Genomic DNA, 21,180 nt, shown 5'->3' on the forward strand with positions numbered 1-21,180 from the left:
CCATTATGGAACATACAGATTCACAAGCCAAGACATTTTCATTCATGGTGGTGGCCGTCAGGCCATGTTAGTTTGGGACACCCTCTTTCTTTGATCTCTTTCAAAATTTGTACTCCATCAGCTTACAACCTCTTTCGCAGCATCCAGTCGGTGCACAGCGGAACAGCGGTTTGAACCTTCACCCACATATGCCGAAGCACCTGTACGCCGAGCGACATTAATCAATGCCGGAACAAAACCGCCACGGTCACTATCGCCGTGTAACAGGAGATAAGATGCAACTGAAAGGGAAGTCAGTATGTAGAATTGAAGAAGGAAAAATATCACTTATTGAAGATTACAGTTGATTAACAAGGCATGGTGTTGCATTATTAAACCAACGCTTAGAATGCTTGAGACAGTGAGGAGCAAATGTTTTTATGTTGTTTGTGGGAAAACTCGAGTTGAATCGTAAGCCACGCTGCTCCTATGAGTGCTTTCCAAAAGGGAGCAACAATCTGTGATGCGCCGTGGTCGTTGGAGTCAGACTAACGGATGGGCTCTATGGCATCATAGTTCATCGACCTTCCTCTCCCAGCCTGACGGATTCTACGATGACTAACAGGACACGATAGTTCAAGTCAAACAGAAGCAAAATTTGGATAATAAGCTTGCAGGAAAGGAGGCGCCTAAGTGAGAGTGATCGATTTGTCGTTGCCGATTGCGCATGGTATGCCCGTTTATCCCGGCGATCCGGAGGTGAAAGTCAAAGTGACGCACACATACGAGTGTCACACTTGGGAGCTGCGGCAGCTTTCGATGGGTAGCCATACCGGAACACACGTGGACGCTCCTTCACACATGCACCCCGGTGCCGCGACATTGGATGAACTGCCATTGGAGCGGTTTTTCGGATCATCGCGCGTAGTACGGATCAAAGACCCGACTTGGCCGGAAGGCCGTGGTCTGTTTTTTGCAGAATCCGTCGGTCTAGAATGCTTTGACCGACTCGCTACGCTGTGGCCACCGTTCGTCGGCGGCGAACTGTCTGAAGAGCTTGAGCGGGCGTTGTTAGGTATCGGAATTGTGACGTATACGGGGCTACAGGGCTTGGAGCGTCTTCCCGGTGGAGTCGACTTTATGTTTTACGGATTTCCTCTGCGCATCGTCTGTGGCGACGGGTCCCCGGTTCGAGCCGTTGCGGTGCTGGAGGCTGAACCGGCTGGGCTTGGAATGAACGCATAAAATGTCCAAGCGGAGAACGATAGTTCAATCAATTGAAACGGGATCTGCGACTGCTGCGGATCCCTTTTTCATTGCGATTTGGAAGCACTTTATAATCTTCTTTTTTACTTCCGGCAGATACAGCTAAAGCAGCTTTGCGATTCTTTAATTTATCTCCTCCATTTGAACCATGAGCCCACCCATAAGTTAAAATATCGTCAAGCCATTTTTTAAGGAGAGGTGGACAATTAAACCAATATATAGGGAACTGCAAAACAAGATTACCATGCGATTCAATCAATTTTTGTTCTTTTTCGGGTAAGCCTTATGCAATTCGTGAACCGTATACTTTTCAGGATATTTTTTGAGTTCTTCTACCCATCGTTTATTCATGACGGATGTTTCTATGCTTGGGTGTGTTACGATAACAAGAGTTTTCAAAGATTTGTCCTCCTTAGTTCTTATTTAGTTCCTTTTTTTGAGTATATAGATTGCACTGCGAATATGTAAGTATGCACTTTTAGTACAGGTACTGTCATAAAGGTGAGTGTCACCCCGAGCATATACACAAAATGTTGTTAACTCCGTATTATGATTATGAAACTAGTTTGAAAGACACTCCCCCCTAGAGATCTTGCTTTTTAAAAGGACAACTGGTTACAATATAACAAATGTTTAAACATTTAATCATTTGATTTAATGGAGGTGGAGGTTTGGGAAATGATCAACTCGATCTAGTTGCACAAAGCGATTTGTTGGAGAAGAAGGATGCTCTTTTGAATGAGATTCGTCGATCCACAAATATTTTTAAAGCGATGGCAGACCCTGTTAGGCAAGATATTTTAATGATGTTCATGCCAGCTAAACGAATGAATGTTGCACAAGTTGTGGAGCAATCTCATTTGTCCAGACCAGCAATATCGCATCATTTGAAAATTCTTAAGGAAGCAGGTATTTTAAGTTCAGCTAAGGTAAAGACGGAAGTTTACTACAGCCTTACGTTTGGAGACTCGGTTATTCAGCAACTTAAAACAATCGTTCATGCTGCCGAAAGCATAATAAATGACCCTGCTAAAGTGCTTGAATAGTACCTATGGCTTTCTTGTAACTATGGAGAAAGTCTCTTTTTTCAGTCATAATGATTAAATACTTAAACGTTTGATCGTTAAATATCGGAGGGTATTTTTATGGGTTATTCTAAGAAAAATTGTTTTAGTAACAGGTGCTTCATCAGCTTATTCAATCAATGGCACACCTCTTTCGATTGATCTTACAAATGCGAATTCATCTGAAAAAGTAAGCACTTCAGCCAGTACCGTACATGGCTGTGTATGGTGCTACGAAAGCTTACGTCTTATCATTTACTGAAGCATTGTGGGCAGAGTATAGAGATTGTGGTGTAGCATCCGGTTCTGAGAATTTGAAAAGTAAGCGCATGGAGCCAATTGATGTTGTGAACGCGGCATTTAAGGCGGTGGAAAAAGATCGTAGCAGCATAATAGTTGGGCGAAGTGATTATTTAATGGCCCAACTACCACGTATACTACCTCGGAACATAGTCATAAAATTCACAAGACGTTTATTCCAATCAGCTTTAGCTTCAAGTAAAATCAATCATTAAACTCCAACGGGACACGATAGTTCAATCAATTGAAAAGGGATCTGCGACTTCTGTGGATCCCTATTTGCGGACCGATGTGCAAAGGGTACCATGCATTGGTTCCATCATCATGTTCCCCCCAGCAATTCATGCCCCATATGGATGTTGTCGGCCCAGCTTGAATGCATAGCACTTACCTACAGCTACACCTTGCCTTGATCAAAATAATGACTCTTCAGTGTGTGTGGTCATTTCCTGAGAATAAATATATTCGTTTGATTTTGAAAGGATCCTGTCTTTAAAATCTTTTACTACGATCTCAACTTTCCATGGATACTTGATAATGCTATCAGGTTGTATTTCAACAATAAGTTCATTCTTGCTGACCCAATTCGTAGCCATCTTCTGGCCATTAATCTGTACGATACTGTTATAAGGAAGGTTACTGCCACCAACCCTTAGCACCTTCCCATCATTCAATACTTCCATTCGAATCTGGTCAATTACCATGTGGCCAGAGCCAAGTAAATAGTCATTGTTTTTAATTTTTTGTTTCATGCCGCTATATCCATGTTGGTCCCCAAATAGGATATCATATTGTAGCTTTTCATATACTTTCAAATTATCTTTACTGATTTTCATTTCTGCATAGTGATTTTCAGGAGGGATTACCGGTAAGTACTGCGACAATTGGTATAAATAATCAGTGAAGTAGTTGCCAGTCCTTTGTGATAAATTCAAAATGTAGGCTCCGAGAAACGAAGGGCTCATATTAAGGACTGTCTTTTCCTTAGGCAAGTAATTATTCCAAACCAGCACGGGGACACGGTACATCTTCTCAAGAAAATCAGGGTCGTTTTCTTTCAAGTAACCGATGTCCTTATAAGCTTTATAATCTTGACCCAAGCTGGGCTGATGATCTCCGAAAAACACAAGAATAGTCGGCTCATCGAGCTTTTCATAATACGTCACTAAACGTTTCAGCATATCGTCCACACCGAGAAGGCCTTGGGCATAGGTTTCAAGTAATCCTTTGGATTCACCAGTAACTCCAGTAACTTCAATAGTATTTTCTTTGAACTTGCCAGGGTAGTAGTGATAATGGTTCTGCATGGTATTTGCAAATATAAAATCGGGGCCTTCACTAGTAGTACTAGATTCTATGATTTGGTTAGCCACCTCCCGGTCTGCTAAGTAGGGCCCCTCATAATCGGGTTTGAAAAATTCCAGCGGAATATACTTGGCAAATCCAAAGTTTTCATACACCTTTTTGCTGTTATAAAACCAGCTGTGAAAGGGGCTGATCGCTGTTGCCATATAACCTTGACGTGTCAAAATACTGCCTAACGAATCAATATCCTTATTCACATATTGGTTGTAAGGAATCGAGCCTTGTGGCAAGAAGCGCATTGTGTTCCCCGTGAGCACTTCAAATTCAACATTTGCCGTACCGCCACCGAATTGGGGGCTTAACAATGTGCCGCTGCTGTAAGTTTGAATCAATTCATGATAGAAAGGGAGTGGGTCTCGGCTAAATGAAATACCCTTGACTTGTGTCGCATCCCAGAATGACTCGCTCAATACGATTATAATGTTTGGTTTAATTTCCCCTGCTACTGGAACGGCCGGGAGGATTGAAGACATGACAGTACGAATAGATTCTCCGTCATAGCCATCAGGCTTGTTAAGGAAGAGGAACTTCAAGTTCATGACCGTCGATAGGAGAAACCCATTGGCACGGACGTTTTCTGCCTGATCCCAGGCCAAATTTTGGACGTTAGCCAATTTCTTTATTGATATGTATTCGTCAGTATAAATGGATGCTAGTAGGAAGAGTGAAGCGATTCCCATGATTGAGCGGTGTTTCCAATTTACTGTAAGAGCAAACCATGGCAGCTTGTAAAGCAGTAGAACGTTGATGGTGATAAATGAGACTAAACCTGATACTACCGTGAAGTTAAGAAAGCCAGCCACATAGGGTGCCATGTCTTTGGTTTCATTGGTTAGTAACAAATCCCATGGCAAGAAGGGTACACCCAAAATAGCCAATTTGATACCACTGACTGTACCAAAAACTAAACAAACCGTACTGACCAACCAAAACGAGAGATGGACTTTCCCTGTTGCCGCTGTTGCCAGTAATAACAAACCCAGCACCACAATGATATTGAGTAATAGCTCTGGTATGGCACGAAGCGACCACTCCAAAGATTCTCCCCATTGACCTCTGCTCATTAGTTCCACCAGGAACACTACCCAAAACGACAATAAGATGAAGGGGAGCCGTTTTGCAGCATTCCATCCAACATTTTGAACTGCGACTTGCAGTTCTCCCATATTATAACACCACACTTAACATATTAATATTTTGTAAACGTCATCTTTAGTATACCATACTTACTTTGCAGATTAATGTATGTCTAAAACCATACTTTTCAGCAGGAGCATAAACGGATTCGGCTCTACGATATCCCACTTTAATTTTTTTGTTAAAGATCAAAAAAAGTATTTACAAAAAACGCACTACAGCATATAGTTATTTATATAAGTTTCCTATGGGAAACAAAATGGCGTCAGACTAAAAGTATTGGTGCTGGCATAAACTTATTTATCTGTGAATAGGCTGCCTAACTTAGGATGGAGGGTCCATGATGAAGGATAGTAAAAATTGGTCCAGAAGGGCGATTGTCAAAGCTGGAGTGGCTGGTGCTGCTGCTTTTATTGGATCTACGTGGCTTTCACCAAACTTCTGGGCTGCGAAATCGGCATTGGCAACGGGCACGCATGAGAATCATTTATTGCCCAATTCATCGAATTCGCAACTGCATAAGGGAATGAAGCACGGGTACGATCCTGGAACAGAAGTAACAGAAGGACTTAAAGCTGCAAGAAATGCCCTTACTTCTTTTGATTATGGCAAGGTGAGCACATCTGCTGATGGAAAAACGATTCGCGATTATGAAATGGTTGCAGTTGAGCAAGAAGTAGAAATTGCTAAGGGCATCAAGTTTCCGGGTTGGACTTATAATGGAACAATACCAGGCCCAACGCTAAGGTGCACAGAGGGTGATATCATACGCGTAAAATTTTACAACAACTCCACGCACCCGCACTCCATACATTTCCATGGTATCCACCCAACAAGTATGGATGGATTGGAGTCCGTAATGCCTGGTGAGACCTTTGTATATGAGTTCGCAGCAAAACCGGCAGGTATGCAAGTCTATCATTGCCATGTCGCACCCCTGCGTAGGCACATCCATAAAGGGTTATACGGTAATTTCATTATCGACCCGAAGAAACCGCGAATAGCTGCTAAAGAGTTTAATATGGTTATGAACGGCTATGATCTGGATTTGGATGGTGAGAACGAGATATACACAGTAAATGGGTATGCATTTGCCTACCAGCAGGAGCCCATCCGGGTAAAGGCAGGGGAATTAGTCCGTATTTATTTAAGCAATCTTACAGAGTTTGATTTGATCAATTCTTTTCATTTACATGCGAATTATTTTAATTATTATGCTACAGGTGCTGATCCGGAAGCACGACCACAATTTACCGACACCATCATGCAGTGTCAAGGGGAACGCGGGATTTTAGAAATTACTTTTCCTGAGCCAGGTCGCTATATGTTTCATGCGCATCAAAGTGAATTTGCTGAGTTGGGTTGGATGGGCTTTTTCTTAGCTGAATAGTGGAAGGAGGACAACGATATGAATCCTGTTGAAACTCATACCCAAGGTTCTCGAATGGGTGGTGGATGGAGTTTTAAAACAATAGTATTAGGGCTATTACCGCTTATCCTATTGGCAGCAATTGTTGGTTTTGTTGCTAAAGTAGGAACGGGAATAGAAGGAGAAGCAGCAGCGCCAATCGAACAATTGAATGTGGAACGGATTAAAATGAATACAGATGGATTCGTAGTTACGGTACTTAACTCCGGTCCGGAAGCCCTTACCATTGCACAGACGATCGTTGATGACTCTTTTTGGAACGCTTCCTATGAACCAGGGCCTACCTTGGATCGTTTTGGCAGAGGCACGATAACCATACCGTATCCTTGGGTTTATGGAGACCCTCATCAAATCAAGTTTATTACTACTAAAGGATTGATTTTTATTGGAGAAGTTGCTGTTGGTGCACCAACTCCAGAGCCTGACTCGAAACGTTTTTCCCAGTATGCTTTAATTGGTTTTTACGTGGGCATCATCCCAGTTGGATTGGGGCTTCTATGGTATCCTTTCATGAGGAGGTTTTCGGTTAGAGGGACGCAAGCGGTATTAGCTTTTACGGTTGGATTATTAGTTTTTCTTGTTGTAGATACATTCGAAGAAGGGTTTGAACTTGCTGCAAAAAGTCCCGGTATGTTTCAGGGAAGTGGTCTTGTCTGGTTCGGGGCACTGCTGAGCTTGCTGTTCCTGCTGGCTGTAGACCAAATGAACGAAAGACGAATGGATCGTGGACTGCGGGAAGGACGCAGCGTTTCATATAAGCTGGCAACCGGCATTGGATTGCATAATTTTGGCGAGGGATTAGCGATTGGGGCAGCTTTTGCGGCAGGAGAGGCTGCATTGGGCACATTTTTAATTATCGGCTTTACACTTCATAATATCACTGAAGGGGTTGGAATTGCCGCTCCATTGCTCAAGGATAAGCCGACCTTGAAAACATTTGTATTTCTTGCCCTGATCGCAGGTGGACCGGCGATTCTGGGAACATGGACTGGAGGATTTTTGTTCAATGACACGCTGGCTGCTTTATTCTTTGGAATTGGCGCAGGTGCTATTCTACAAGTCATATTGGTTATATCCAGAATGATTTGGAAAGAGTCTATTGAACATCGCATGGCATCTGTTTCGTGGTCCAATTTTATGGGTGTAGCCTTAGGAATATTTCTGATGTATGTGACAGCAATGCTCGTTAAATTCTAGCTTGAATAGAGGAGGATGGAAAAATGATTGGGAATATAGGAGTTGGAGGCATTTTGCTTATAGTTACTACGGCATTGGTTATGTTTGGTCCATCTAAGCTTCCCCAGCTTGGCAGGGCTGTCGGTACTACAATTAGAGAATTTCGTCAAGGAACGCAGAATCTTTTAGAAGATAAAGCTTCTTCTGATGATGAAAAAAAATAATTGGATGTAAAGGCATTATACTTGAACAAAGACTGGAACTAATATTCTGGTCTTTTTTTATTACTCAAAGAGTCACCGATTTGATGAATTGCATCAACAATCATGAATTCGATAGAGGGGTCACCTCCGATAACATTAACCCCGTATGCTGTTTCATGATTTTGGCATTATTAAACTATGCATCATAGTCTTTTATGGTGGCATGGCCATTCATCTTAGCCCATGGCAAAGAACCGTTTTTCGTTCATCGGCAAGCTATATAAAACGCAATTAATAAGCTAACAAGATCACTTAGTTAAAAAAAATAGTCACCAAGGGTGACCGGATTTTGGATGTAACCTTGTCTAAAGGTTGGGGGAAGGGTCTTTTCGTAAAAGAGATTGAACAGGCCATGCTTACAAGGAAATGGACATGGTGGTGCACTGTCTAAAGGACATGCATCATCCAACAGGCGTAAGATATAGTTATTTCATTGTTGTGAGCAAATGGTAATAGTCATGGATGGGACTAATAATTAAAAAACAATTTTAAAATTCATCGTACTCGCTTAATGCTCTCAAACTGAATGTATTTCTCCAGACATTGAAAATCTTGACTTGAATAGTATTTTAACAATTTCTGTTTCTTTCTTAATAATGCTTTTTCCAGTTTCTCTTCAGAAGTAGCAAACACGTATAAATTTTTGTCTACCAGACTATGAACGATTTGGGATAAAGCCTTATGCTGCGCGTGACCGTATTCCCCTGACAGGTTGTGGGTGACGACTTTTTCTATAGACCCGAGATATCTAGCAAGCACCGCGGCTAAATCCCTCCTTAAACTATACCGATCAAAATCGCCGTCCCATTCATCATAGTAATTCCATATTTCAAAATGGGCATCAATCTTCTTCATTACTTTAGTAAACTCGCCGCACCTCACCTGATTATCACCATTTGTAACACAAATAACCAACCAACCTTTTTCTTGTAATAACTGGGTTCCGCCAAAAATCGTTTCATCATCCGGATGGGCAACAATCATTATTTTATTGTAATTCATCCCTCACCATCTCCATACGTTCTGTTTGTATAGTTTTTATTCGTTGCAATAGAAAGTTTCATGCTTTTGTGATCAAAAAAATAGATCAAGGTTCTCGTGAATTAGCAGTGTAACTCAACTATATGTTTCATCTGTTCAGTTCCTTTATAACTCTTTGTCCCTGACGTCCTATTGACAAGCTAATATAGTAGATGCACAATCACGCCATTTGGTATGGATAAGTTACCCCAGCTATATTAATCATTTTTCCATTTTTTGAATACCCGGCAACATCTGAACAAAACAACCACTTGTGTATAGATGTTTACAAATTAAATGCCACCAAAGGCTCAAAAAAGTCCCTGTATGCTCACAAAGCAATATCAACTTCAATCAACCAAGCGAAACAGATTAATACACGTACTGAGCTTTTGAGAGTATATACGGATTTTATGGAGGAATCGAATTGGTGGGTTGTTCCAGAAAACGTTAGTATGATGACTATATATGCAGAAGCTGAAAATACAGAAACAGTTTTATTTTGGATAGCACCAACAGGGACGGAAACTGGGAGTGAAAGAAAACTCATTGGTTACGACATAGATGGAACTGATGGATGGTCTTACACATGGGAGTTCGGTAGTCGGACATTTCACGATCATATTCAAGTTCAGGCATTAGGAATTGATGGTTCTACACAAGCAAATATGTATATCAATGTACACACCCCATAAATCTTAATGTCTATCAAAGTCTGGCATTACAGCTAACTAACGAGAAACGAAAGTGGAGGGGCTTGCTTTGTGGCAGATCCTTAAAGTTTATGACCCAATACCATCAAGGAGGCGTAGAGCATGCTATTATCGGCCGGATAAGGAGCAGGCAATCATGTGGACACCCGATGATTATTTCGAACAAATCTACCGGGAAACGATCGACGAGCATAAAGAGACCGCCAGCAAGGAAAGCGCAGAGCGAAGAAGAGAGCAGATCAAGAGCGCCTTAAGGGCAGCGATTGGCGACTTTCTCTGTCTGCCCATGCCTTTGAATCTAGAGGTGCTGTTCCGGGAGGAATGCGGAGACTACATTCGATATATAGGATGTGAAGTAGAAACGGTGCATCAGGAACGATAGCTCCTACCGTTTTGGGTCTCCAGTAGAATGCTTTTCGTTGAACTGCTCTATTCTTTCAAAATAAGTTTCAATTTCAAACTTTGTGATCAAGACACGGTGTTTTACGTATATATAAGGTTAAAATTTTCGCTATATCTTCGGGAGGAATTGCACGATCAGTCTTAAACCAGTGTTGTATAATTCCAAACTGTGCATTCCCTAAATAAGCAATTACATAGTCAGAAAATAGGCTTTCATTATAAGTTTGATCTGGTTTCAGATTTTCATACAAGCGTGTGCCTACTAAATACTGGAGCCGTTCTCTTAATTCTGCTGGAGCTCCCGAATGGAATAGTGCTTTAAAAAAACTAGCATGCTTATGCAAGTATTGAAAGGCTTTGGTGATTGGAGGATAAGCTCCTTGATGATCAGGATGTTGCATCAACTCCTGAAGATTGATAGGTTCGAATACACTCAATAATCCTTGAATAAACGCCGTTTCCTCAATCAGATGAAAAATATCTTTATAATGCAAATAAAAGGTGCCTCTATTTATTCCCGCTATTTCACAAAGGTTTTTAACTGTCAGCCCTTTAATACCTTCTTTCTCTAAAATATACAACAATGCGTTCTCCATTAGCGTACGACTGCGGATTACTCTCATATCAGTGCTATTTTCGATCATTTGTTATCCTCCCACTATGAATGTTACTTAATTATCAACACTATTGTCGTTGTATCTATTAATCAACACTTGGCCTTTTATGTTCATTGACCCTCTCGTCATGCTTGATTATAATCGGTTCTATAGCCTTAATCAACACGAGTTCATTATCTTTGGGTTGTATAAATTTAAGGAGGAGAACGATGGAATATCGATATCTTGGAAGGACTGGTACTAAAGTCAGCGCGTTTGCGTTAGGCGGATCAAGTTTCGGATCTAGGACAAGCGAAGAAGAGAGCATAAAAATTATTGATGAAGCATTGGACTTTGGCATCAATCTGATTGATACATCTAATAGATACGGAAAGGGGGAATCAGAACGGATTATCGGTAAAGCTATTAAGAACAAGCGGCAGAATGTCATATTAGCTTCTAAATTTGGAGCGGAGGCTACTAATGAATTAGATCAAAGTGGTGCATCTCGTCGTTGGATACGAACTGCTGTTGAACAAAGTCTATTACGTTTGCAAACCGATTATATAGACCTTTATCAACTTCATCTTCCTTTTGAATTTGTTGCCTATGAGGAGATTCTAATAACGTTGAACGATTTGGTGAAGGAAGGGAAAATTCATCATATCGGCACTTCAAATCACCTGGGTTGGCAAATTGTTCAAGCACAAGCCATTAGTGATCGATATCATATTCAGCGATTTGTAAGTGAGCAAACACCATATTCTATTATTAATCGACGAATGGAATTTGAACTTGCTGAAATAGCTAAACAATATGACCTTTCTCTATTTGTGTACAGTCCCTTATCTGGTGGCTTACTAACTGGAAAATACACGGCTGGTCAGGCCGCACAAAGTGATTCACGAGCTGCTACATTAAAAGGATATGTGGATACATTAGATCCTGAACTAGCTGAAAATGAATATAAGTTTAAGATAATTGCAAAGTTGCAACAGCTGGCAAATGAAGTGGGGATTTCACTAGCGGATATGGCGATAGCTTTTACCCAAAGTCATCCATCCGTCACATCAACTCTATGGGGACCACGCACTTTAGAGCAATTGAAAGCCTATATTTCCGGTTCACAGATGAGGCTCGGCACAGATGTGTTGGATGCTATTGATGCAATTGTTCCACCAGGCAAACGTATCGATGACAAAGAGCAAACCTGGACTCCTGAGTGGATGAGTACCGAACGGCGCAGGCGACACATTAACTAAAAGAGTCATTGGAAGGGGAATTAGCCTGCTTTTAAATAATTGATTTCGATTGGTAATATCACTTATGATGACACAGAAATACATAGCAAATCAGAAGTATGTTCACCAAGGAAATAAATGTTCACGCAACCGTCCATCGTAATGACAAGTAGGGGTGAACATTATAGCGCTCGGGATCAAGTCCCACGGGCAGTTACTTTCGACCTAGCTTCCTTAATCCTCTAAGTAAATCATAATACGGACGGGCAGTATAGTTGAAAAAGGAAATTAAATTTTAATCTCGAATATCTAATGTAATCGGATAGCTAAAAATTTGATGACAGACAGGAGTTAGATACGATGATAAAAGGTTTCGGAGGAATATTTTGGAGAACTAAGAATCTTGAAGCTATAAAAAAATGGTACAGTGAAGTGTTGAAGATTGAAATAGAAAATTGGAATGGGACTGTGATAAAACCCGAATTAGGAAATGAGACTATCTTTTCTTTCTTTACCGAGAATGACAGTTATTTTCCAACAGAACAACAAGTGATGTTAAATTTCCAAGTACATAATCTGAACGAGACTATTAAGCATCTTGAACATATTGGTGTACCTCTTGCAAAGAAAAAAGAGATTAGTGAATTTGGAAAGTTTATTTGGATTGAAGATCCAGAAGGTCGACTGGTCGAGCTTTGGGAGAAATAGCGAGTTGTATTATAGCTCAATATATTGTTTGATATTAGTGATTGGGAGGTTGATGAAGATGGAAATAAAAGTTGAACGTTTAGATTTTGAAATGGCGGACATTTCTGGGTCGAGGTTTCAGAAGGTTAAAGCAGAGGAATTAAATTTTGACAATGTTAATATGGCCAAGACGCAAATTAATAATGCAAATATGAGAGGAATGGCATTAAACGATGTAAATATGTCCGAGCTTAGAATTTCGGATGCTAATCTCTCAGGTACAGAAATCAAAAATGCTAATTTTAGTCATGCTGTTATTGACCATTTTCATTTATTTGGTACTGAATTTCGTAATGTAGTTCTCCCTATGGAAGGCGATGTTAATTACAATCCAAATGGTGTTTACAAACCAATTAGCTTTATTAATTGTGACCTCTCTAACAGTCAATTAACAAACTGTAATTTAGCAAATATGGATATTCGCGATTGCGATATATCTGGATTGAAGATTAATGGGGTGTTAGTAGAAGACCTAATAAATAAAAAATGAATCATCAATTATTCAAGTAACGAAGAACGAGAGTGCAGGAATTGCATGTAGCGGTTCCTTTTTTATTTCCGTTGAAGTAAAGGGCAAAATTGTTTAATTTACCATCCTTCGTTAAATTTGTATTCGGTCAGGCAAGGACTGTGCACATTAGCAATCCATGAGAAACCGGACATGCTGTTGGATGATAAAATGTAGACATAAAGAAGGCTGCATATGGAACGTGTAATCTTGATGATGAATGTGCGAGAAAACTAGGGAGGAGAGTCAGTCGCATGGCAAAGATCGTTTTCGCATTGAACCAGTCTCTGGACGGATTTGTCGACCACGACCACACGGCATTTCAGCCCGACCCCGCGCTATTCCGTCATTTCATCGACGACGTGCGCGGCCTGGCGGGCAGCCTGTACGGGCGCCGCATGTACGAGACCATGCGGTATTGGGACGGAGACCATTTTGAATGGGATGCGCCGGAACGGGAATACGCAGCGGCGTGGCAAAGCAAACCGAAGTGGGTGGTGTCGAGGACGTTAAAGTCCGTCGGTCCGAACGCTTCTCTGATCGAGGGCGACCTCGCAGCGGCCATACGTGGGCTGAAGGCTCAGCATGAAGGGGAGATTGAAGTTGCCGGGCCGGAGTTGGCCCACAGTCTAACGGAGCTCGGTCTCGTTGATGAGTATCGACTCTATCTCCATCCAGTCGTGCTGGGTCACGGCAAGCCGTTCTTCGCCGGTCCGCGGCCGCCGCTGCGCCTCGTGGCAAGCGATCGAATTGGCGAGAAGGTGATCAGGTTGACCTACGTTCCAGCTTAGTTGTGCGGTTGACCCAGCGGCCTAAAGGGCACGTTACTTTAATAGGGATTCTCCGGCTGTAGCGGCAGTCAGAGGATCCCTTATTCTTTAAAATTTGTTCAGTTATGCGAAATGACATAGTTATTTATGGAATTGACGATTGACCTAACGGGTACAAATGCTTAAGAATCGTTAACTTAATAATGATTTGATATGACTTTATCAATGGTGGATATCTTTCATGGTAAGTTGCCTATCTATTTCGAGAAATACGAAAAAAAACGAATAACGGCTCTTTCGCAAACGATGCGAACAGAACCGTTATTTTGCCATTGTTCCACGGTACTAAAATCGGCGGCGGAATTTGAGAGAATATCGGGATTGAAACTGTGGATCCATCCGAAATTATTACGTCAAATGATATTATTATGTAATGATATAGTTCTTATGAGACTGAGAGTAATGTATTGATCATTAATTCTTCATGTTTGTCTCGCAAGCGGAGGGTTGCTTCTGTTCAATCTTCTTTTTGTAGCCCGCGATTTTTGCCTCCAGCACGTGATCCGTCGCATTCAGGCTCTCGATTTGTTGTTGAATAAAGGCGCGGTGCGCTTGCAGTAAATTCAACCGAGCTTCCGCGGTATGCTCACCTTCTAAGACGTATTGTGCATACTTTTTGATTTGGACAATGGGCATTTGGGCTTCTTTAAGCTTGAGTACGAATTGTAGCCATTGGAGATGTAAATCGCTGTAGACTCGATTTCCTTGGGAATTGCGATCCGGCTTAACGATTTGCTCTCGCTCGTAATAGCGCAGGGTGTATGTGCTGAGGTCCAACAAGTTGGCAAGCTGACTAATAGAATACATGCGGTGTCTGGTCTCCTTTGCGGAATCAACGATCCGCTCGAACGTAGTTTGAAAATAGTTTGACTTAGAGTTAACTATAATGAGTATAATTCTTAATTGAGAGGAAAAAAAGGAGGAATTATGATGAAATACACCGTCATTACAGGTGCCAGCTCTGGGATCGGATATGAAACAGCACTCGCATTCGCAGCGCGCGGCAAAAACTTGATTATCGTTGCTCGCAGGTTGGATAATTTGGAAGAGCTGCAGTCTCGAATTCAGCAGATGCATGCTGACGTTCAAGTGGTCATTCGAACAACGGATCTATCCATTTCCGGCAATGCGCTCAAACTTTACGAAGACCTAAAGGCGTATCAGATTGAAACGTGGATCAACAATGCGGGTTTCGGCAACTTCGCTTCGGTCGGCGAGCAAAATCTGGACAAGATCCAAGCTCTGCTGCATCTGAACATCGAGACGCTCACCCTACTCAGCTCACTCTACGTTCACGACTACGCCTCAGCGGAAGGAACGCAGCTCATTAACATTTCATCGGGCGGCGGATATACAATAGTGGGCAATGCGATCACGTATTGCGCGAGTAAATTCTATGTCAGTGCATTTACGGAAGGCCTTGCCCACGAACTGAAAGCGAGTGGCGCGAAAATGAAGGCGAAGGTGCTGGCCCCGGCTGCGACCGAAACGGAGTTCGCCAAACGCTCGATGGATCTGGAGCAGTTTGAATATACAGGTATCGTTCCGAAGTTCCACACGGCAGAGCAAATGGCCGGATTCTTGCTGGAACTGTATGATAGCGACAAAGTGGTTGGCATCGTCGATGGTTATACGTATAACTTCGAATTGAAAGACCCAATTTTTCCGTATGTAGCAATGATTAGATAAACTTAGTTCGTTAGGGTAATTATTTCGGTTTTGGTGCAAGAGAAAAACAAAAACATGTGAGTCAATAACAACGGGTCGGAAAAAGCATGCGTTGATGAACAAATTCGAATGGCATTATCCGAATGAAATAATAGATTGGAAAACCGCATAAATGACGAGCTTTTGTTTTCATTCGGTCAAGTTATTGTCGTTCGTCTAAGACAATAACTTGACCCTTTTGTTGGTGATAATTCATAGTGCAATATGGCAATATGAAAGTAATATGAAAACGCATATGTTTGTGTCGCAAATGTATCTTTGTCGGAAGTCAACATCATTATTACATTGAAAGTCGCTTAAATTGCGGCTTTTTTTAGTTATAGTAATGTTACTGTTTTCACAAACTAACAAGCAAACTTTTTTGGCTCAATCATGTAAAAGGACAAACCTACTGAGGAGGCAGCGAATAAAGCTCAGACTGTCCTCGTCAACTTCTACATTAAAGTCGACCATCAAATTTACTGCGAAAGTTTTGTTCAATACTGAATTAAGGCGCTGGTCGGTTCTTTTAATATTTCCAACAGTTGGGTAACGGCGGCTGTCCCTTAACAAATGCCGTTACTCAACTTAATGACAGTTACACGCAGAAAAATCAACACATCCAATGAAACTTACAATATAAACTTTCGTAATAGTCTATAATCAGAGGCTGCCTCGTTTAGCTATAGGCTAGATAACGAGCGAATTCGTTCTGAAATCGGGAAAATGGGGAAATGGTATATTAAAGGCAAGGAAAATAAAGCTAACATTTTGGGGAGGGGCAATAGTAATTGGAATCACTCTGGCTGCAGTATGCATGGACATTATTAATTCTTATTGGATTGGAGGGCTTGCTATCGGCCGATAATGCGCTTGTTCTGGCGGTAATCGCGAAACATTTACCGGAGGACCAGAAGAAGAGAGCCATTAATTATGGAATCATTATGGCTTTTGCTTTCCGGTTTGCTGCTCTTTTTGCGATTTCTTTTATCGCCAATGTTTGGCAAGTGCAGGCGATTGGGGCAGCCTATCTTCTATATCTCGGTTTAAAGCACATCATCCAAGCACGCATAAGCAAAGGAAAGGAAACTCTTCACGGTGAGGTGGCAGAAGAATCCGCTGGGAAAGGCTTCTGGCCAACTGTAGGAAAGATTGCATTTGCGGATCTTGCATTTGCGATTGATTCCATTCTTGCTGCAGTAGCTCTTGCGCTAGGTCTGCCGGATTCGCCGCTTGGCGATTTCGGCGGAATGGACGGAGGACAATTTATTGTAGTCGTACTTGGTGGTATTGCTGGTTTAGTCTTAATAAAATACGCGGCTACATGGTTTGTGAAGTTGCTTGAGCAACGTCCCGCTCTGGAGACAACGGCTTATGCGATCGTAGCCTGGGTTGGGGTGAAGCTTACCGTAATTACCCTTGCTCATGGCGATATTGGTGTCTTAGATCAACATTTCCCACATAGCACAGGTTGGACTCTTATCTTTTATGGGGTTTTGGTTGCTATTGTCATTCTTGGCTGGTTTGCGCCGGCTAACAAACAATCTCAAGCAGATCATACCTAATTGAATATACACGCTCTCCGAAGCTTGGGGGTCTAGGATATACGACGGGGACTTGATGATCGATAATTTAGATGCAAGTTAAGGCTGCAAAGGGGAGGCACTCCATGCGAGTGTCTTTTTCGCCGTTTGAAGGGTTACGGTGAACCGTCACAGAGAAAACTAGGTCATTAAGCAATCGGAGAACGATTGTTCAATAGAAACCAAGACGAGGCTGTCGGCATGAGATCAGTGGCCTTTTCCGCATTAACTGGCAGTTATGCATGGAGAGTAAGTCCGGTCCGGCTTATAATTAACGTCCATATCAAAAATTGCGTACCAGGTCAAAAATAGTTACTAGTAAACCGTAAAGCGTTAAGTTATTATTCAATTTATGAGGATAATTAATAGAAGAATTCCGCAAAAAGTGCTGACCGTATATGTAGCCGTATTTGTTAGTATTGTTTGAACTCATTCCTTATGAAATATCGGATCTCATTATGAAGCAATGGAATCCAACGGAGTCACCCATTATCGAAGCAGTGGCGAAATTATTCTTATCAGGAAATACAAGATCCTCAACTCAAGAGGCGGCTTTTACTAAATGATGCGGAACAGGAGGAACTCAGTACCATTTACATTTATCCTCATACTTCCATAACAGATACACCACAACCCCTTGAGTTCCTTCTAGGCACATTATATAAGGAATTTTTGTCCATTGGTAGTCATATCAGTCAATCTATATTAAAATACCACAAATCTTGTATTCGGCGTTATGTTACACTTTCCAAAATTCCAGATGGACCAGAGCCGCCTGTTTGTCCATTCGCTTATGCTTATGTGAAGTGGAAGCAATCCTTAATGAAAATGGATTATTACTATGATGTGGATAACAAGATCTATCTTGTACACTTATGTTCTAGTACATTCTCTTGAATATTCTATTTTGTGTTAAAATTAATTTATGTTAAATTAAATTCATATGGAAAATGGAGGGGCTTTTATGACAATAGGATCACAAAACGATATTGATGGTCTGAAGAAAATTGGCAAAATCGTTGCATTGACGATTAGTGAAATGAAACGTCAGACACGTGTAGGAATTACGACAAAGGAACTGGATGATATTGGAGGGCAGTTTTTGAAAAGGCATGGGGCTGTGTCGGCACCTAAAACAACTTACAATTTCCCTGGCAACACATGTATTAGTATTAACCACGAAGTTGCCCACGGAATACCGGGAAATCGAATCATTCAACCGGGCGATTTAATAAACATCGATGTTTCTGCAGAATTGGGGGGCTATTATGCGGATGCGGGACATTCTTTTCCGATACCTCCATATGAGCCATCATTAATGCATCTGTGTCAATACACACACAATACAATGATGAAAGTAATCTCTTCACTTAAGCATGGAGTAAAATTGAACGAAATCGGAAGGATTATTGAAATCGAGGCTAAAAAAGGCGGCTATAATGTCATTAAGAGTTTGTGTAGCCACGGTATTGGAAAATCTCTGCACGAAACCCCACAAGATATTCTACCCGTTTATAACAAGCACGATAAACGGGTATTGAAAGAGGGCTTGGTAATTACAATCGAGCCCTTTTTATCTACAGGTGCAGGGTATGTCGTTGAGCAAACGGATGGATGGACTTTATATGCACCCGACAATAGCTTTGTGGCACAACATGAGCATACCATAATAATTACAAAGAATCAGCCTATAATCGTGACTGCAGTATAGTAGAACCTTTAATCAGGCGAATAACGGTAGAAGTTAATTCTTCAAACTGCTGCACATCTCTTATGTATTTTTGAATTCCGCGAGGCTTTTGTGCAGCCAATAAACAAAGGTTCATGAAAATGGAGACCAATAAGGGATTCGGTATTCGTATGCCCTTTTTTGCGTCTCCATTTTTTTGTGACCAAAAAAGGAGGAATAAGACATGATAAACATGGTTAGGAACGTGACGACTTCGGAATCCAATGGAATGACTAGACTGTATTTTGAGCCTAGTATATTGGAGGCATGGGGCTTCTTACCGGGCGATGCTGAGGACTCTCGGTTAGAGAAGAATGTCGTTGTTCTGGTGAAAAGCGATAATGGAAAAAGGGTTATATCCAAAAGGCAGTGCGCAGGATGGAAGGAACCTCGTCCTTATTTCGATCGAAAAACGCAAAGATAACACGAGTACTGCAGAAGCGGAAGCGAACCTATATTATTGTTCGAGATGAGAGAATAGAAGCACGCATGGTGCAAAGCTTATCCTTATGGGAGAGATCGGCCCTGGCTGCTTCCAAGAGGAAGAGCTGAAGCGCAAAGGGACAAAGGTACCGGTAAATTTGAGGGGTCACTCGAATTCGATTTCCACAATCCGTTGTGCTTTTCCATAAGATAGCACCAGAAATACAAAGATTGCCACCTTCCGGGAGAATGCGATGCTGGCTATACTAAACACATCACATCTTTGCCCGAGATGAGTATGAGCGAATCCGAACTGCAAACGGGAGACGGCTCTTGTCCAAGGCCAGAAGGCGAGATCAGGCCGGAGGAGACTGTTTCGCATCAACTACGACCTGTAATTTACTGCTCGTCCCCGGATTGCTAAGGCGTTTGGCGGCCAGCCTTGCTCAACTGGTCCGACATGCCGAAGAAGCCCGATGCACTGACCAAGAGCTTGCCTACCGCCAAAGCCATCTACATCTTGATGTTGAAAAGCAAGGTTGGCAGGGCGGGGATGTCCGTCTTGAACGGCTTCGACCAGCTTAGTTATGCGCCTAAAGCTTCCAAGCACCCGGAAGACGCAGTTAGGTGGATGGACGCCAAGCGGGAGACACAAACCTTTAAGCGTATGGTGATCAGCGAAGAGGGTAAATACTAACACACAATAAAGACAGCGCTTACAAACTGATTCTACCGATCTTTAAAACGGATGCGCCTGTACGACGACTGGAACTTCATCAACAACTCGTAGCCGGAGAACACGAAATTTTTGGACGCGCTTGGCTTCGCCGTACTCGCCGAGTTCTCGAAGGACTACTCGAAGGACTACCAAAATCTTGAGACAATGACGGGAACTATACGACGAAGCTCAATTTCGGTGCCAAGAAGATCAGCGGTTTGGACGCATTAATCGTCAAGTACAAAGCTTATTCGTCCGGCATCGTGCTACACTCTTCGGAGGCGCCGTACGAGACGCCTCAGCGGGTTCCGCTACGATGTCATTTTCCCGGGCGGGATGAATCTGGAAACTCCGGGGGAGGTGAAAATTTATTACGGCGCAGAGGATATGTGGAATGCTTGGCGACCACTCATGATGGAAAAAACATTAATTTTAGTGGGAGGTATTTATGCTTAAAAGCAAAGTATATGGTTTTTTGTTATTTCTTGCCGTAATTATATTAACTACAGGATTTTTACCACAGACATCTCATGCGGCCGCAGTTATTCAAAACTACCCGATGCCATCCATCTATACCGCATCCAACGTATTTTCACTGAAAGCGGATAACCAATCGGTTCCAGTAATAAGCTATAAGGATGACTATGACTATGCTCAATTTTCTTTCTCCGGCGCGGTCAGTATCGAAGTTACTGCTAATGTGCCGATTACATCTTATTCCATCAGTCCAATGGCCAAAAACATCGAGGGGACGGTAAACGGGAACAAGCTAACGTTTACGCTTTCTTCCTCAACCTATGTGATCGTAAAAATCAATGACCAGACGAAGAAGATTGTCATCGCAGCAGATCCCTTGGAGACGAATATTCCTCCGTCCACAGGCGCCGGGATTTATAATGTGACCCAATCGCCATACAACGCGGATAATACGGGGACATCGATGGCATCGAACGCGATTCAGCAGGCTATCGATGCCGCCTATCA

Annotated in this window: 21 protein-coding genes and 5 pseudogenes; 21 read left to right on the forward strand and 5 right to left on the reverse strand. The window is 42.0% G+C overall.

Translation table 11 applies throughout. The annotated features are described in order from the left end of the window. Positions 1–224: 224 nt before the first annotated feature. The gene (locus tag BK127_RS45290; RefSeq protein WP_256711652.1) at positions 225–347 is read left to right on the forward strand and encodes a hypothetical protein; all 123 of its coding nucleotides are present in this window, start codon (positions 225–227) and stop codon (positions 345–347) included. A gap of 331 nt (positions 348–678) precedes the next feature. After that, positions 679–1,224, forward strand: coding sequence for a cyclase family protein (locus tag BK127_RS39350; RefSeq protein ID WP_256711654.1), 546 nt, complete (start codon positions 679–681; stop codon positions 1,222–1,224). Between the two features lie 91 nt (positions 1,225–1,315). Here BK127_RS39350 and BK127_RS39355 read toward each other — a convergent pair. Beyond that, a pseudogene (locus BK127_RS39355) lies at positions 1,316–1,644 on the reverse strand (NAD(P)H-dependent oxidoreductase); the annotation flags it as partial. Positions 1,645–1,916: 272 nt separating this feature from the next. Between BK127_RS39355 and BK127_RS39360 the strand changes: the two are divergent. Then, the gene (locus tag BK127_RS39360; RefSeq protein ID WP_076238132.1) at positions 1,917–2,291 is read left to right on the forward strand and encodes an ArsR/SmtB family transcription factor; all 375 of its coding nucleotides are present in this window, start codon (positions 1,917–1,919) and stop codon (positions 2,289–2,291) included. Between the two features lie 212 nt (positions 2,292–2,503). Then, positions 2,504–2,824 (forward strand): annotated as a pseudogene (locus BK127_RS46145) (SDR family oxidoreductase); the annotation flags it as partial. Positions 2,825–3,022: 198 nt separating this feature from the next. Here BK127_RS46145 and BK127_RS39365 read toward each other — a convergent pair. Beyond that, positions 3,023–5,140: an LTA synthase family protein gene (locus tag BK127_RS39365; RefSeq protein WP_083689934.1), complete on the reverse strand. Its 2,118-nt coding sequence runs from the start codon at positions 5,138–5,140 to the stop codon at positions 3,023–3,025. A gap of 314 nt (positions 5,141–5,454) precedes the next feature. Between BK127_RS39365 and BK127_RS39370 the strand changes: the two genes are divergently transcribed. The 4 genes and pseudogenes from BK127_RS39370 to BK127_RS39385 all read left to right on the forward strand — a co-directional run. After that, positions 5,455–6,501 carry a multicopper oxidase domain-containing protein gene (locus BK127_RS39370; RefSeq protein WP_076238133.1) on the forward strand — a complete coding sequence of 349 codons (1,047 nt, stop codon included), beginning with the start codon at positions 5,455–5,457 and terminating at the stop codon, positions 6,499–6,501. Between the two features lie 18 nt (positions 6,502–6,519). Beyond that, entirely contained in the window at positions 6,520–7,737 is a 1,218-nt protein-coding gene (locus BK127_RS39375; RefSeq protein ID WP_256711653.1) for a ZIP family metal transporter, read from the forward strand. Positions 7,738–7,760: 23 nt separating this feature from the next. Further along, positions 7,761–7,940: a twin-arginine translocase TatA/TatE family subunit gene (locus BK127_RS39380; protein ID WP_076238134.1), complete on the forward strand. Its 180-nt coding sequence runs from the start codon at positions 7,761–7,763 to the stop codon at positions 7,938–7,940. 295 nt (positions 7,941–8,235) lie between these two features. After that, a pseudogene (locus BK127_RS39385) lies at positions 8,236–8,378 on the forward strand (hydroxymethylbilane synthase); the annotation flags it as partial. 96 nt (positions 8,379–8,474) lie between these two features. Here BK127_RS39385 and BK127_RS39390 read toward each other — a convergent pair. Next, positions 8,475–8,981 carry a PIG-L family deacetylase gene (locus tag BK127_RS39390; RefSeq protein ID WP_076238135.1) on the reverse strand — a complete coding sequence of 169 codons (507 nt, stop codon included), beginning with the start codon at positions 8,979–8,981 and terminating at the stop codon, positions 8,475–8,477. Between the two features lie 290 nt (positions 8,982–9,271). Here BK127_RS39390 and BK127_RS39395 point away from each other — a divergent pair, with 290 nt between their 5' ends. Continuing rightward, positions 9,272–9,694 (forward strand): hypothetical protein, encoded by a 423-nt coding sequence (locus BK127_RS39395; protein WP_076238136.1) that lies wholly within the window; start codon positions 9,272–9,274, stop codon positions 9,692–9,694. A gap of 154 nt (positions 9,695–9,848) precedes the next feature. After that, positions 9,849–10,094, forward strand: coding sequence for a hypothetical protein (locus BK127_RS39400; protein WP_076238137.1), 246 nt, complete (start codon positions 9,849–9,851; stop codon positions 10,092–10,094). A gap of 73 nt (positions 10,095–10,167) precedes the next feature. Here BK127_RS39400 and BK127_RS39405 read toward each other — a convergent pair whose 3' ends face one another. After that, positions 10,168–10,758 carry a TetR/AcrR family transcriptional regulator gene (locus BK127_RS39405; RefSeq protein ID WP_076238138.1) on the reverse strand — a complete coding sequence of 197 codons (591 nt, stop codon included), beginning with the start codon at positions 10,756–10,758 and terminating at the stop codon, positions 10,168–10,170. A gap of 182 nt (positions 10,759–10,940) precedes the next feature. Here BK127_RS39405 and BK127_RS39410 point away from each other — a divergent pair, with 182 nt between their 5' ends. From BK127_RS39410 to BK127_RS39425, 4 genes are all read left to right on the forward strand, one after another. Beyond that, on the forward strand, positions 10,941–11,972 hold the full coding sequence (locus tag BK127_RS39410) for an aldo/keto reductase (RefSeq protein ID WP_076238139.1): 1,032 nt from the start codon (positions 10,941–10,943) through the stop codon (positions 11,970–11,972). Between the two features lie 339 nt (positions 11,973–12,311). After that, positions 12,312–12,659: a VOC family protein gene (locus BK127_RS39415; RefSeq protein WP_076238140.1), complete on the forward strand. Its 348-nt coding sequence runs from the start codon at positions 12,312–12,314 to the stop codon at positions 12,657–12,659. Positions 12,660–12,717: 58 nt separating this feature from the next. Continuing rightward, entirely contained in the window at positions 12,718–13,188 is a 471-nt protein-coding gene (locus tag BK127_RS39420; RefSeq protein WP_076238141.1) for a pentapeptide repeat-containing protein, read from the forward strand. 272 nt (positions 13,189–13,460) lie between these two features. Then, the gene (locus tag BK127_RS39425; RefSeq protein ID WP_076238142.1) at positions 13,461–13,997 is read left to right on the forward strand and encodes a dihydrofolate reductase family protein; all 537 of its coding nucleotides are present in this window, start codon (positions 13,461–13,463) and stop codon (positions 13,995–13,997) included. 453 nt (positions 13,998–14,450) lie between these two features. Here BK127_RS39425 and BK127_RS39430 read toward each other — a convergent pair whose 3' ends face one another. Continuing rightward, a complete protein-coding gene (locus BK127_RS39430) occupies positions 14,451–14,843 on the reverse strand; it encodes a MerR family transcriptional regulator (protein ID WP_076238143.1) in 393 nt (130 codons plus the stop codon). Between the two features lie 123 nt (positions 14,844–14,966). Between BK127_RS39430 and BK127_RS39435 the strand changes: the two genes are divergently transcribed. From BK127_RS39435 to BK127_RS39460, 7 genes and pseudogenes are all read left to right on the forward strand, one after another. Beyond that, complete coding sequence (locus tag BK127_RS39435) at positions 14,967–15,725, forward strand: SDR family NAD(P)-dependent oxidoreductase (RefSeq protein ID WP_076238144.1); 759 nt, start codon at positions 14,967–14,969, stop codon at positions 15,723–15,725. A gap of 809 nt (positions 15,726–16,534) precedes the next feature. Beyond that, positions 16,535–17,308 carry a TerC family protein gene (locus BK127_RS39440; protein ID WP_076238145.1) on the forward strand — a complete coding sequence of 258 codons (774 nt, stop codon included), beginning with the start codon at positions 16,535–16,537 and terminating at the stop codon, positions 17,306–17,308. 982 nt (positions 17,309–18,290) lie between these two features. Then, complete coding sequence (map, locus tag BK127_RS39445; RefSeq protein ID WP_076238146.1) at positions 18,291–19,037, forward strand: type I methionyl aminopeptidase; 747 nt, start codon at positions 18,291–18,293, stop codon at positions 19,035–19,037. A 202-nt stretch (positions 19,038–19,239) separates the two neighbouring features. Further along, complete coding sequence (locus BK127_RS39450; RefSeq protein WP_076238147.1) at positions 19,240–19,479, forward strand: hypothetical protein; 240 nt, start codon at positions 19,240–19,242, stop codon at positions 19,477–19,479. Positions 19,480–19,938: 459 nt separating this feature from the next. Next, positions 19,939–20,175, forward strand: a complete 237-nt coding sequence (locus tag BK127_RS39455; RefSeq protein ID WP_179097782.1) for a hypothetical protein — start codon at positions 19,939–19,941, stop codon at positions 20,173–20,175. A 321-nt stretch (positions 20,176–20,496) separates the two neighbouring features. Continuing rightward, positions 20,497–20,690 (forward strand): annotated as a pseudogene (locus BK127_RS45295) (hypothetical protein); the annotation flags it as partial. Beyond that, a pseudogene (locus tag BK127_RS39460) lies at positions 20,645–21,180 on the forward strand (hypothetical protein); the annotation flags it as partial. The pseudogenes BK127_RS45295 and BK127_RS39460, both read left to right, overlap by 46 nt.

It is taken from the genome of Paenibacillus sp. FSL H7-0331, from assembly GCF_001956045.1.